The sequence below is a fragment of the uncultured Anaerococcus sp. genome (assembly GCF_963510915.1).
Lineage (GTDB): Bacteria > Bacillota > Clostridia > Tissierellales > Peptoniphilaceae > Anaerococcus.
In genome coordinates this window covers 1-14,061 of record NZ_CAUPHG010000042.1, presented here as the reverse complement: position 1 = coordinate 14,061, position 14,061 = coordinate 1, and the positions used below count along the sequence as shown (strand labels likewise).

The window sequence follows — 14,061 nt, the reverse complement described above, 5'->3', positions numbered from 1 at the left end:
GACGGTCCTGATATTACTAATAAAAATCCCTTTTTCATCACTCCCCCTTATCTTATTCATTTTACTTTTATATGATTTTACTTCAAGTATGATGTTTGATAGCATAGAGTATAATAATGTTGAGGTGAAATATGAGTTTTGATGGAATAGTAACGAGAAAAATAGTAAATGAATTAAAAAAAGAAATCCTAGGTGGTAAAATTCAAAAAATATCTCAACCATCTAGAAATGACCTAGTTTTTAATATATATTCAATGGGTAAGTCAATAAAATTATTATTGAGTGCTAACAATAATGAGGCAAGATTAAACCTCACTAATAAAAAATATGAAAACCCAGATAAACCTGACAATTTTTGCATGGTTCTTAGAAAGCATATAGGACAGGGAAAAATTTTAGATATTACTCAATACGGACTTGACAGGGTCGTAGAATTTTCTATTGGGTCTATTGATGAAATGGGTTTCGATACAAGTAAAAAGTTAATTATTGAAATTATGGGCAGACATTCAAATATCATCTTAACTGATGAAAACTACAAGATAATTGATGCTATCAAGAGAGTAAATGACAATATGTCCTCTGTAAGACAAATTTTCCCATCTTTAAAATATGAGAGAATAAAAAGTGACAAGATTGACATATGCGATGATAATTTCAATGAAGACATCTTTGCTATAAGCCATAGAATACCTAACGGAATAGAGCCTTATAAGGTCTTTTATTCCTATTATGAGGGTTTTTCTCCTATAGTTGGTAAGGAATTAATCCACAGGGCTAACATTGATCCTAGGATAAATTGGGGACTTATAAGCGAAGCTGATAAAGGAGAATTAAACCAATTACTCCTAAACCTAAAAGATGATATTCTTTATGATAGGTTAGAAGCATATGACTATAGGGAAGGAAAAAAAATCAAGGAGTATCACACTCTTAAACTAAGTTACTTAAATTTTGAAGAAAAATCCTACGAATTGATGAGTATAGCTATAGATGATTTTTATTCCATAAATAAATCAAATGATAGACTGGACCAGACAAAAGCTGACCTGGTAAAAAAAATTAATAGCTACAAAAAAACCGTAAATAAAAAAGTCAAGATACTAAATGATAATATTGCTAAGCAAAGTCAGGCTGAAAATGCAAAAAAAATTGCTGACCTTCTAGCTGCTAACTTATATAGGATTGAAGAAAAATCTAAGGAAATTAGTTTGGAAGATTTTTACAACGAAAATAAAATGATAAAAATCAACCTTAATCCAATGAAAACTCCTTGGGAGAATATCAACGATTATTACAATAGGGCTAAAAAAATAAAAACATCGATTACCTATGCTCAAAAGGATCTTCCAAAACAAGAAATTCTTCTCACCTACCTAAATCAATTAGAAGATTTTGTAAATAGGGCTAAGACTATATCTGATTTAGAAGAAATTAGAGAAGAAATGTATGAGAATAGATTGATAAAGAAAAGATCTAGGGATAAGAAAAAAACAAAACCTTCAAAACCACTGCACTATAAAACAATAAACGGCGCTGATATTTACGTAGGTAAAAATTCAAAACAAAATGACTATATAACTCTTAAAGTTGCGAGGAAAGAAGATCTTTGGTTTCACGTTAAAGATAATCCTGGTAGCCATGTTATTCTGAAGGCAGATAAGATTTACGATGATGACATAGCAACAGCAGCTTATCTAGCTGCATTTAATTCATCATTAGCTAATGATAATAAGGTTGATGTAGACTATACTGAAAAGAAAAATATCAATAAGGCCAAAGGCGCTAAAGAAGGTATGGTATACTATGAAAATTTTTCAACCATAAGAGTTGATTTAGAGAAAATACATGATTTGAAGCTTGAACAAATATAAAAAAACAATAAAAAACCGGCTCTTTATTTCAAGATCCGGTTTTTAAAATGTCAAATTTTCTTATTTATTAACAGCTTCTTTAAGAGTTTTACCAGCTTTGAATACTGGAGCTTTAGAAGCAGGAATTTGAATTACTTCTTCTGGTTTTCTTGGGTTTCTACCTTCTCTAGCTTTTCTATCTCTAACTTCGAAAGTACCAAATCCAACAAGTTGAACTTTGTCACCAGCTATTAGAGCTTCTTCTACTGTTTCTAAAAATGCATTAAGTGCTTTTTCAGATTCAACTTTTTTAAGACCACTTTTTTCTGATATGCTATTTAATAATTCTGATTTATTCATATTTCCTCCTATAAATCAACATGATTTCTGTTTAACTCTAAGAATGATTATACATAATAAGTACAATAAAATCAAGCTTTATCAAATAAAAACCTTTATTTTACTAGATTTTATTAATTTATTTAGATATTGTTCATATGCTTCTTTTAAATATTTATCTTTTGTGTGCATTAACAAATCATTTTCGTTCTCATTATATGAGTTAATCATTAAAATCATATACTTATTATCATTTTCAAATATTTCACTTACCTTATCTTTTTCATTTAATTTTGATTTTACAAGTAAAGGATCGTCTTTGTAGACAAAATCCGAATTAATAATCTCGTAATTTCTCGCAGGATTTTTCAATTCTTGTCTAAAATCCACTTGATTTTTAATAGCAGCTTTTGCTTTTTGAGCTCCATCCTTATTATTAAAAACCAAAACATTGTATTTATACATTTTATGAAGATCTTCTTTTGACTTATAATATTCTAGTATTTCAGAGTCTTTAATTTTATTATGAGTTAAAAAATAATCATAGTGTATTTTTCTAATTGAGTCATTGAAAACTACATCTGAAAATTCGCCATCACTAATATTTAAAGCTTGGATATTAGCTTTAAGCGAGTTTTTATCACCTAAACTCTTTTCCATATCGCTTCTTAGTTTATTTGCTGTATTATCATCAATTTTTATTTTCTTCTTTGCTAAATCATTTAGCATTATTTGATCTTTAATAATTGAATCTAACAAGTCATCCCTAAGAACATCTTTATTAGTTTTCCCTTTAGAATTTTTTTCATCCAAGTAGGATTCTCCATATTTTTTAGTATAAAAAGCTAAGTAAAATTTTAATTCTTTATCGAAAACTTCCTTACTGATTGCCTCACCATCTACTATGGCTACTGTGTTTTCATCAGCCTTTTTATTACATGAAGAAAACAATAGGAAGCAAAGGCAAAAAGATAATATTTTAATTATTATCTTTTTTATCTTTTTCATTTTCTTTTTCTTCGTCAGCTTTTTTAGCATCTGAATTATCTTTTTTATCCTTAGTTGACTCTTCTGCTGCCTTGCTTTCTGCTATAGTTGCCTCAGTAACAACATTAGCTTTTTCGTTAAGTTCTTTGATGTAGTCAGCATATTTCTTATCATTAAGAGCTTTTATAATAGCTTCTTTATTGTCTTCAACAGAATCTGCAATCTTGTTTACTTTGATTATATGGTAACCAAATTGGGTCTTAATAGGATCTGAGATTTCACCCTCTTTAAGAGCAAAAGCAGCATCTTCAAATTCTTTAACCATTTGTCCCCTAGAAAATGTGCCCAAATCTCCACCATTAGCTGCATTGGCAGTATCCTTAGAATATTCTTTAGCTAGAGCAGCAAAATCTTCACCTTTATCAAGTTTTTCCTTTACTTCTTTAGCTGTTTTTTCATCCTCTACAAGGATATGTGAAGCATCACGTTTTTCAAATTGAGCTTTATTATCTTCATAATATTGTTTTATTTCTTCATCAGTTACTGGATGCTCTTTTTCAAACCATTCTCTATGTTTTTTATACATAAGATCTTTTTTTACAGTTTCTTTGAATTTTTCAATATCCATATTGTAGTCATCAAGCATCTTATCGAACTGTTCTTGACCACCAAATTGTTTTACAGAATTTAAGAATGATTCATTAACTTCCTTGTCAGACACTTCAAGTTTGTTAGCTTTCATGTCATCAGCAATTAGCTTATCTTGTACCATCATTTGAACGATAGAGTTTTTAAGATTTTGTCTTGAAGCAAGCATTGCTCCATAAAAACTCATCTCTTCCTTATAAGCGTCCTTTGAAATCTTTTCACCATTAACTATGGCTATTGTTCCCTTATCAAGCTCTTTTACTTCTTTTGCTTTTTCTTCAACTTTAGTATCTTTCTTATTGTCTTTTGCTTGATTCCCACAAGCACCTAGCACCATTGTTGATGCTAAAACTGCAATTAATAATTTCTTTTTCATTGTTTACTCCTTATTTTGTTAATTGTATCTAAAAGTTCATATGTGTCAAGTAATTTATTTTTTGTTGCAGGAATAATAAAAGCCGGTTTATGTGATAAATCTAAACTCATCTGACCTCTATAGGACTGATTTATGCTTTTAAGCTCTTCAAATGTATAATAATCCTTATCTACAAAAAACAAATTAATGTTATCATCAATTTCTCTTATCTCATTCACACCATTCAATGATGCAAGAGATTTTATTAACGATACATACATTATATTATCCACTATTACAGGAATATCGCCATATACATCAATTAATTCTTCAACCAAATCTTCATAATCTTTTTTATCGTTTATTTTTGCAATGCGGTTATAAATTTCTATTTTTTGTGAAATATCTGAAATATATGAATTCGGAATATAGGCATCTATTTTAATATCAATAAAAGTTGGTATCTCTTCCTTTATCCTAACATCTTTTCCAGAAGCCTTTTCAACTGCTTCCTGTAAGAATTTCACATAAAGATCATATCCAACTGCTTCTACATGGCCTGACTGGCTCTCTCCTAAAAGATTACCAGCACCTCTTAGTTCCAAATCTTTCATAGCAATTTTATAACCTGATCCGAAATCTGAGAAATCTCTTATTGATTTCAATCTCTTTTCACCGATTTCAGTTAAAATTTTTCCAGTTCTATAGGTAAAATACGCATATGAGGACCTATATCCCCTACCAATTCTACCCTTTAACTGATAAAGCTGTGATAAGCCCATAAGATCAGCATCATATACTACAATAGTATTTACGTTTTTTATATCCATTCCTGTTTCTATAATAGTAGTAGCAAGTAAAATATCTATCTTACCTTCAATAAAGTCTAGCATAATATTTTCAATCTGTCGTGGACTCATTTGGCCATGGACTATTTCAATACTTGCTTCAGGAACTAAATCCTTTATTTTCAAATATAATTTCTCTATATCATTTACTCTATTATAGACAAAGTATACTTGACCGTTTCTGTTTATCTCTTTAAGAATGGCATCCCTAATTATACCGGAATCATATTCTAAAACATAAGTATTAACAGGAAGTCTGTCCTCTGGTGGCTCATCTAAAGTAGATAAGTCTCTAATACCCGATAAGGACATTTGTAAGGTTCTTGGTATTGGTGTTGCAGATAGTGTTAGAACATCAATGGATGATTTTAATTTCTTAAACTTTTCCTTATGTTTTACACCAAATCTTTGCTCTTCATCAATTATCAAAAGACCAAGTTTGTTAAATTTTATGTCTTTAGATAAAAGTCTGTGAGTTCCAACGACAATATCAACCTTGCCAGTTTTTATATCCGTTAGGATTTTATCATTTTTAGCCTTGGTATTAAACCTAGAAAGCATAGAGCATGTTACGGGAAAATCCTTAAATCTCTCTAGCATAGTATGGTAGTGTTGGTTAGCAAGAATTGTAGTTGGCACAAGAAAGGCAACTTGGTATCCATCCATTATTGCTTTAAAGGCAGCTCTTAGAGCAACCTCTGTTTTTCCATAACCAACATCCCCACATAACAACCTGTCCATTGGATTTTCGCTTTCCATGTCAGCTTTAATTTCCTGTAGGCTTCTTAACTGAGAAAATGTTTCATCATAAGGAAATGAATTTTCAAATTCATCTTGCCAGCTAGTATCCTTAGAAAAAGCGTGTCCTTTTTCCTTAGCTCTTTGGGCATATAATTTTACAAGGTCCTCAGCAATCTCATCAACTGCCTTTTTAGCTCTTTGTTTTGATTTTTGCCATTGGATTGAACCTAGTGCTGAAAGTTTCGGTTTCTCTCCCTTGTTACCTATATACTTACTAACAAGATTCATCTGATCAACTGGTATATAAAGTTTATCGTTTCCTTTATATTCTATTAAGATAAAATCTTTTTCTACATCATTTCTCTCTATTTTTGTAAGACCTTTATAGATTCCAATTCCATTATTTTCATGTACAACATAATCGCCTATTTCAAGGTCAGAATAGTTTATTATGTTCTTTGAAGAAACTTTTTTATGACTAATCTTTCTTGAAGCTGACCTGCCATAAATTTCCTTGCTAGTAAAAACATGAAGACTTGAGTCTTTAAGGTAATATCCTTCTGTCGCTTTTTTTTCTGAAACAATTATCGGGTTTTTTTCAAAATCCGAGGCATTTTCTTCAAAACTTGCAAGTAAATAGCCATTATCCACATAACTTTCAATAAGTTTTTCTTTTCTCGATTTTGACCCCGCGAAAACAAAAACTTTTTGTTCGTTTTTTGCAAGTTCTATGCTTGTTTTTGCAAATTGCTCAACATTTTTATTGAAATTTTCAGCTTCTATAGATTTTAATTCAATAATTTTTTTTGGTGAAAATAATTTAGACCTTTTAAGTATGTAGCTGAGTTTTATATTTTTTTTATCAGATATTTTTTTATAAATATCTGAAGTACCAACCAAGTAGTTCGAAAAGCTTGAAAACACTTCTCCGTTTTCCATCTGATAAGTTAAATCTTCAAGAAATTTCTCATCCTCAGCAGAAACTGATTCATAAATCCTAGATATATCATCAAAAATAAATACTGTATCTTTTGGCAAATAATCTATGAAAGTATGATAATTATTGCTCCTATATGCATTTATTAAATCTTTATTTGCAACATACATACTCTGGTCTAAAAATGAAATTATCTGCCTATACTTATCAACTAATTTTTGATCCCTTATTTCTGTGATTTTCTTATTTTCTAAATCTTTATTGATTGATTCTATGACATTTTGATAATCTTCATCGCCATATAAAAGTTCATTGGCTGGGCTTATTTCAAAACTTTCTATTTTCTCAATTGTTCTTTGATTATTTTTATCAAAAATTCTTATTGAATCGATCTCATCATCAAAAAGTTCTATTCTAATGGGATTTTTATAGTTAATAGGCCAAATATCTATAATTGAACCCCTTCTAGCAAAATCGCCTCTTTCTTCGACAAAATCTATTGGATTATAATTGAGAGCTATGAGTCTTGATATAAAATCATTTACATCAATTAAACTCTCTTCATCTATTCTAACAAATGACTTGTTAAATGCGTCTAAAGTTGTTAATTTGTTTTTTAGTGCAGAAATAGAAGTTACTGTTATAAACTTTTCTTTCTTTGACAGACTTATTAATGTTTCAAGCCTTTGATTAAGTTTTTGATCATCTATAGATTTTATATTATAAAAGTTTGTATCAAGAGCTGGATATAATTTAGCACACCTAGATATTTCATTTATATCATCAATGAATTTTTCGGCTCGTTTTTGATTTTCTGCAACGAAAACCATATTTTGCCCTAATAAATCAAAAAGGCTTAATGCAAGATGAGCTTTAATCCCATCGCTAAGACCTTGAATATATATGGGTGAATAATCTTCAAGTTGATATTTAATTTTATTTATTCGATCAACGCTAATTAATTTTTCAATTAATTTATTCATTTATTCTTGCACCAACTTCACAGAATTGCATTTATTCATTGCTTTGTCTATATCCTGACCCAAAATAATCTCAATACCCTCAGCTGCAAGTCTAATCTCATCTTCTAAGACGCTCACTTCTTCCTTTGTAAACCCGCTTAATACAAAGTTTGCAAGGTCCCATTTTTCAGGTTTCTTACCTATAGACAATTTTATTCTTGGAAATTGATCATCTTGAATTTGATATATAATAGATTTCATGCCATTATGACTTCCAGCAGAACCTTTTTTTCTTATCCTTATTGTCCCAAAATCAATATCTATATCATCGTAAATTACGATTAATTTATCTATATCAAATTTATAAAAATCTCTTAATTCTCTGACGGCTTCACCTGAATTATTCATATATGTTTGAGGTTTTATAAGCATAACTTTATGGCCAGAGATTTCTCCCTGACCATATAAGGATTTATATTTTAATCTTCTTACATCTATATTATATTTGTTAGCCAAATAATCAATAGTCATAAAACCTACATTATGTCTAGTATTTTCATATTGTAATCCAGGATTGCCTAAGCCAACAATGTAATACATTATTCTATAACCGTAAATAAACCACTGATTGATTCGTAAGTGTTAATTCGATTAATTGCTTCTGCTAAGAGTGGAGCTATAGATAATTGTGTAATTTTATCAATTCTTTTCTCTTCTGGGAGAGCTATTGTATCGGTAATAATAACTTCTTTTACAGATGGTTTTTGAAGTTTCTTTATTGCATCTCCAGAAAATACGCCATGGGTTGCTACAAGATATACATCTTTTGCTCCATTTCCAACCAAGTAGTCGGCAGCGTTAGTTATTGTACCGGCAGTATCGATCATGTCATCAACAATTATAGCGTGTTTTCCCTTGAAATCACCAATTACAGACATAACCTCAGAAACATTTGGCATTGGTCTTCTCTTTTCAATAATCGCTATAGGAAGCTTTAGGTAGTCAGCAAATTCTCTTGCACGTCTTACACCACCGAGGTCTGGACTTACTACAACAAATTCTTCAGGTTTATCAAAAGCAAATGATTGAAAGTGAGTTGAAAGAAGTCTAATTGCAGAAAAGTGGTCAACTGGTATATCAAAATATCCTTGGATTTGGCCAGCATGTAGGTCCATTGTAATAATCCTATTAGCCCCGGCTATAGTAAGTAGGTTAGCTACGAGCTTTGCAGTAATAGGTTCCCTTCCCCTAGTTTTCCTATCTTGTCTAGCATAGCCATAATATGGTATAACAGCATTTATATAACCAGCTGAAGCTCTTTTACAAGCATCTATCATAATCAATAATTCCATTAAGTTATCATTGGTAGGATTTGATGTTGGTTGTACTATAAAAACATCTTTTCCCCTTATTGATTCGTTTATTTTTATACTTATTTCGCCATCTTTAAACTTCTCAATATCAGCCTTAGTAAGTTCTGTACCAAGATTTTTTGCCATGCTTTCAGCTAACTTAATGTTGGAATTTCCAGTTAATAATTTTAATTCCCCTCTTTGAATATACTTATTTGCTCTAGATGACATCTCTACTCCTTATGATTTTTATCTCTTTCTTTTTTTCTTTCAACATAACCTTTTATATGTTTTTGCTCTGCTCTTTCGATTATCAATTCTCCAGAATTAACATCTTCTGTTATTGTAGAACCCGCTGCAACAAAGCCATCTTTCTTAACTAATACAGGAGCTACAATGTTTGCATTGGATCCTATAAAAGCTCCATCTTCTATAATAGACCTATGTTTAAACTTTCCATCATAGTTTACAAAAACAACACCACAACCAACATTTATATCTTTGCCCAAGTCGCTATCGCCAATGTAGGCAAGATGACCAGCCTTGGTACCTTCACCTAATTTTGAATTTTTAACTTCAACAAAGTTTCCAATATGAACATTTTTACCTATATGAGAATTTGGTCTAATCCTTGAATATGGACCTATATTACTAGCTTCTTCCATATAACAATCTTCTATAACAGAGTTATCAACCCTAACCTTATCTTCTATGGTTGAATTAATAATTCTTGTTGACCCATCAATCAAGCAAGATTTTCCAATCTTTGACTTGCCATAAATCTTTACAAAACCTGATATAATAGTATCAGTCCCTATTACAGTTCCCTCTTCAATGAATGTAGTTTCAGGACTTTCTATTATAACACCATTAATCATGTATTCTTTATTAATCCTATGTTGTAGAATCTTACTTGCTTTATATAGTTCGTACTTATTATTGATACCATAAAATTCTTCGTTGTTTTTACTAATATAGGCACTAACTAATTTACCATCATTTTTTAGAATCCCAACACAATCAGTAAGGTAAAGCTCGTTTTGATCGTTATTGCAATCTATTTTTGAAATAGCATTTTTTAAGTCTCTGGCCTTAAAAATATAAATCCCTACATTAATCTCTTTTATATTTTCTTCTCCAGATTTAAGATCCCTATCTTCAGTAATTTTTACAAAATCATTTTTCTCATCTCTTATAATTCTCCCATAACCTTTAGGTTCATCTATCAAGGTAGAAAGAATTGTACAAGCAGACATAGTAGTGTTGTGAAAGTCAATAAGTTTTTCAAGAGATGACTTTGTAATTAATGGAATATCACCATTTAAGATTAAAACTTGATCATCATCTTCTATAAAATCTAAGGCAAGACTTGCTGCATAACCTGTTCCATAAGGAATACCGTCACCTATTTTTTGCTCAACTATCTTTGCATCTGGAAATAATTCTTCAAGTTTTCCTTTGTTAGTGCCAGCAATTATAATCGTTTCTGAGTTTTCAAATTCACTAGCTTTCTTAACATATTTTATAATCTCTTTATTTATTAGCTTGTGAAGAACTTTAGAATTTTCTGATTTCATTCTAGTGCCTTCACCTGCTGCCATAATAATAGTTTTTATCATATCAAGCTTCTGCTACCTCTAGGGCTAATTCCATCATATTTGTATAAGATTTTTGCCTATTTTCTGCACTATCAGCGACATTCTCTATTAATGAATCTGAGATTGTAAATATACCCAATCCTTTTTTACCATGTTTTCTTGCAGCCATATAGAGACCATAAGATTCCATTTCAACACAAAGAATCCCATATTTTCTTAAATTATCAAAAACCCTTGGATCCATTTCGTTATAAAATTGATCTGATGAGTGAACTTGGCCACAATGAGTTGTGTATCCCAATTCATTTGATTTGTTAACAGCCTTAACTAACAAATCAAAATCTGGTGTCACCGAAAAGTTTATATTACCAAATAAGTTATCGTTAATTGAAGATTCAGAACAAGCTGATTGGGCGATTACTATATCGTGAAGCTTAACTCCTTCCTGCATAGAACCAGCTGTACCTACTCTAATAATGCAATCTACATCATAAAAGTCAAAAAGTTCGTTGTAATAAATCATAGCAGATGGAATGCCCATTCCACTACCCATAACTGAAACTCTCTTGCCCTTATAGAAGCCAGTAAATCCTAACATACCACGAGTTTCATTAAACTGAGTTACATTTTCTAAGAAATTATCGGCAATAAACTTTGCTCTTAAAGGGTCACCCGGCATCAATACAGTCTTTGCTATTTGATCTTTACTAGTCGCAGAAATATGCGGTGTTGGTATTGTCATTTATTCTCCTTTAAAATAAACAAAAATAGAGACCCCTCAGTCTCAATTTTCCTCTTCTATTTTGCTAATTTTATCTACTCTTTTTTGATGACGACCGCCTTCAAATTGAGTTGTAACAAATTCTTCTACTATCATCTTGCAAACTTCAGTTCCTATTACTCTAGCACCAAGACATAATACATTAGCATTGTTATGAGCTCTGCTCATCATAGCTGAATATGGTTCAGAAACACAAGCTGCTCTTATTCCCTTCATTTTATTTGCTGAAATAGACATACCTAAACCTGTTCCACAAATAAGAACAGCAAAATCAGCATCTCCATTGACAACTTTTTCACAAGCTTTGACAGCAAAGTCACTATAGTCACAAGAATCTTTATTGTATGTACCCAAATGAACTACTTCTTGCCCAAGCTCTTCGAGTTTTTCGCACACAGCAGGTTTTAAATCTATACCTCCATGATCATTAGCTACTACAAATTTCATGGGACCTCCTTTTGTCTTTGAATTCTAATATAAATATACGTCATCTCTTCTTATATTCAAAGTCGAACTTGACAAGAATTCATTATTAAATATGGTATAATATAGTAAATATACTTAAAGACTTAACTACTAAGGAGATTATAAATATATGTTTGAATTTAATTTAGATGGGCACGATTATAAATATGTTCATTTTATTGGTATAGGTGGAATTTCAATGAGTGGACTTGCCCATCTTTTATTTGAGAAAGGATATAAGGTAACAGGTTCAGATAGAAGTGAGTCCGATACTGTAAAAATCTTGAAAGACTTAGGTATAGAAGTTTATATAGGTCAACGAAGGGAAAATATTAAAAATCCCGACTTGGTTGTTTATACAGATGCAATAGCAGATGATAACGAGGAATTAATTGAGGCGAAAAAATTAAGTGTCCCAGTTATTACAAGGGGAGTATTTCTAGGTGCTCTTATGAGAAATTATAAGAACTCTATTGCTATTTCTGGTTCTCACGGAAAATCAACAACTACAAGTATGATTTCTAAAATTCTTCTCCATTCTAAGGAAAATCCTACTATCTTACTTGGTGGTATCCTAGATGATATGAAAGGAAATGTAAAAGTAGGAGATGAAGATTTTCTTGTTACAGAAGCTTGTGAATATAAGGGAAATATCAGATACTACTTCCCTCAAACAGTTATTATTTTAAATATAGATGAAGATCACCTTGATTATTATAAAGATTTAAATGACATCGTTGAAACATTTAAGGTTTATTTAAGAAACCAGGATGAAAATTCAAAAACCATCCTAAACCTTAATGAAGAAAATAATAAATTGATATTAGATGCTGTTCAAGGACAATTAATTACCTATGGTCAAGAAAATCCTGAAGCTGACTATAACGCCATAAATATTACATTTGATAACTTGGGTAGACCAAGTTTTGACCTAGTAATGAGAAATGGAAATATTGAGCATTTTAAACTCGGAGTTATTGGAAGACATAATATTAATAATGCCATGGCATCAATCATAGCCACCTACGAAAATGGCATAGATATTGAAACTATTAAAGAAAATATTCTAAAATACACTGGTCTAGATAGAAGAATGCAAATTATTGGTCATGTTAATAAAACTACTGTCATGACAGACTATGGTCATCATCCATCTGAAATTCTTGTAACTCTTGATGCCCTAGCAGAACACACTAAAGGTAGATTAATCTGTGTGTGGCAACCACATACATATTCAAGAACCAAGACATTATTTAATGATTTCTTAAATAGCTTTGATTCAGCTGATGAAATAATTGTAACCGATATTTACGCTGCTAGAGAAAAATTTGACCCAACCATCCATTCAAAAGATGTTGTTGATGCCATGGTCAAAAAAGGTCTTAATGCTAAATACTTATCAACATTCGAAGAAGCTAGAGATTATATTTATCAAGTAATTAAAGATGATGATCTTGTTATAACCACAGGTTGCGGAAATCCAGACAAACTTGCAAAAATGATAGTAAATGATTATAAAATCTAATTAGTATATAATTTAAAACCCAGTCTTATAAACAGAAATAGTTTACAAAACTGGGTTTTTTAATCTTGTTCTATGGCAAGTGAAATTGTAATTGCCTCGTCTATTTTATTCATTATTTCATCTGAAAAAGTACCTATCTTTTCTCTAAGCCTTGTTTTATCAATAGTTCTTAATTGCTCCATAAGAGCTACAGAATTTTTAGGAAGGCCATATTTATTTCCTTTTAACTTCACATGAGTTGGAAGCTTAGCCTTATTCATTTGACTTGTTACAGGTGCCACTATAATTGTTGGTGAATATTTATTTCCCACATCATTTTGGACAACAATCACAGGTCTAACTCCTCCCTGCTCGCTACCGACTACAGGAGAAAGATCTGCATAGTATAAGTCTCCTCTTTTAACTTTCATTTAATTCTCCTAGATAATCACATTTTGCTATTATTTCTCTGTTTTTTATGTAAACTCTTTTAACTCTCATAGATATGTTTGACATTAACTCATAAGTTATAGTTCCAATTAAGTCCGCATCCATCTCAATATCTCTATAAATTTCTACCTTATCTCCAGCCTTAACATCAATACCGCTTACAGCAACCATCATCTGATCCATACACACTCTTCCTAAACCCTTGCATGAATTACCATTTATGTATACAACTCCATTATTA

At 30.8% G+C, this 14,061-nt stretch carries 13 protein-coding genes; 2 read left to right on the top strand and 11 right to left on the bottom strand.

Annotation, left to right across the window (positions count from 1 at the left end; translation table 11 throughout):
• Positions 1 to 131: 131 nt before the first annotated feature.
• Complete coding sequence (locus tag RQ893_RS05010; protein ID WP_311481954.1) at positions 132 to 1,874, top strand: NFACT RNA binding domain-containing protein; 1,743 nt, start codon at positions 132 to 134, stop codon at positions 1,872 to 1,874.
• Positions 1,875 to 1,934: 60 nt separating this feature from the next.
• Here RQ893_RS05010 and RQ893_RS05005 read toward each other — a convergent pair whose 3' ends face one another.
• From RQ893_RS05005 to rpiB, 9 genes are all read right to left on the bottom strand, one after another.
• A complete protein-coding gene (locus RQ893_RS05005) occupies positions 1,935 to 2,213 on the bottom strand; it encodes an HU family DNA-binding protein (protein ID WP_311481953.1) in 279 nt (92 codons plus the stop codon).
• An 81-nt stretch (positions 2,214 to 2,294) separates the two neighbouring features.
• A complete protein-coding gene (locus RQ893_RS05000; protein WP_311481952.1) occupies positions 2,295 to 3,200 on the bottom strand; it encodes a SurA N-terminal domain-containing protein in 906 nt (301 codons plus the stop codon).
• The gene (locus RQ893_RS04995) at positions 3,172 to 4,203 is read right to left on the bottom strand and encodes a peptidylprolyl isomerase (RefSeq protein WP_311481951.1); all 1,032 of its coding nucleotides are present in this window, start codon (positions 4,201 to 4,203) and stop codon (positions 3,172 to 3,174) included. The genes RQ893_RS05000 and RQ893_RS04995 overlap by 29 nt, the downstream gene beginning before the upstream one ends.
• Complete coding sequence (gene mfd / locus RQ893_RS04990; protein ID WP_311481950.1) at positions 4,200 to 7,691, bottom strand: transcription-repair coupling factor; 3,492 nt, start codon at positions 7,689 to 7,691, stop codon at positions 4,200 to 4,202. Before mfd ends, RQ893_RS04995 begins: the two co-directional genes overlap by 4 nt.
• Complete coding sequence (pth, locus tag RQ893_RS04985; RefSeq protein WP_311481949.1) at positions 7,692 to 8,270, bottom strand: aminoacyl-tRNA hydrolase; 579 nt, start codon at positions 8,268 to 8,270, stop codon at positions 7,692 to 7,694. It lies immediately after the preceding gene.
• Positions 8,270 to 9,253, bottom strand: a complete 984-nt coding sequence (locus RQ893_RS04980; RefSeq protein WP_311481948.1) for a ribose-phosphate pyrophosphokinase — start codon at positions 9,251 to 9,253, stop codon at positions 8,270 to 8,272. Before RQ893_RS04980 ends, pth begins: the two co-directional genes overlap by 1 nt.
• A gap of 2 nt (positions 9,254 to 9,255) precedes the next feature.
• The gene (gene glmU / locus RQ893_RS04975; RefSeq protein WP_311481947.1) at positions 9,256 to 10,641 is read right to left on the bottom strand and encodes a bifunctional UDP-N-acetylglucosamine diphosphorylase/glucosamine-1-phosphate N-acetyltransferase GlmU; all 1,386 of its coding nucleotides are present in this window, start codon (positions 10,639 to 10,641) and stop codon (positions 9,256 to 9,258) included.
• Position 10,642: 1 nt separating this feature from the next.
• Positions 10,643 to 11,362 carry a purine-nucleoside phosphorylase gene (gene deoD / locus RQ893_RS04970; RefSeq protein ID WP_311481946.1) on the bottom strand — a complete coding sequence of 240 codons (720 nt, stop codon included), beginning with the start codon at positions 11,360 to 11,362 and terminating at the stop codon, positions 10,643 to 10,645.
• A 42-nt stretch (positions 11,363 to 11,404) separates the two neighbouring features.
• Positions 11,405 to 11,848 carry a ribose 5-phosphate isomerase B gene (rpiB, locus tag RQ893_RS04965; RefSeq protein WP_311481945.1) on the bottom strand — a complete coding sequence of 148 codons (444 nt, stop codon included), beginning with the start codon at positions 11,846 to 11,848 and terminating at the stop codon, positions 11,405 to 11,407.
• Between the two features lie 148 nt (positions 11,849 to 11,996).
• On the opposite strand from rpiB, the gene murC reads away from it, so the two are divergent.
• Positions 11,997 to 13,391, top strand: a complete 1,395-nt coding sequence (gene murC, locus RQ893_RS04960) for a UDP-N-acetylmuramate--L-alanine ligase (protein WP_311481944.1) — start codon at positions 11,997 to 11,999, stop codon at positions 13,389 to 13,391.
• Between the two features lie 59 nt (positions 13,392 to 13,450).
• Here the strand turns inward: murC and RQ893_RS04955 are convergent, their stop codons facing one another.
• Positions 13,451 to 13,801, bottom strand: coding sequence for a type II toxin-antitoxin system PemK/MazF family toxin (locus RQ893_RS04955; RefSeq protein WP_311481943.1), 351 nt, complete (start codon positions 13,799 to 13,801; stop codon positions 13,451 to 13,453).
• Positions 13,791 to 14,061, bottom strand: a 271-nt coding sequence (locus RQ893_RS04950) for an alanine racemase C-terminal domain-containing protein (RefSeq protein ID WP_311481942.1), incomplete at its 5' end; no start/stop codon positions are given. The genes RQ893_RS04955 and RQ893_RS04950, both read right to left, overlap by 11 nt.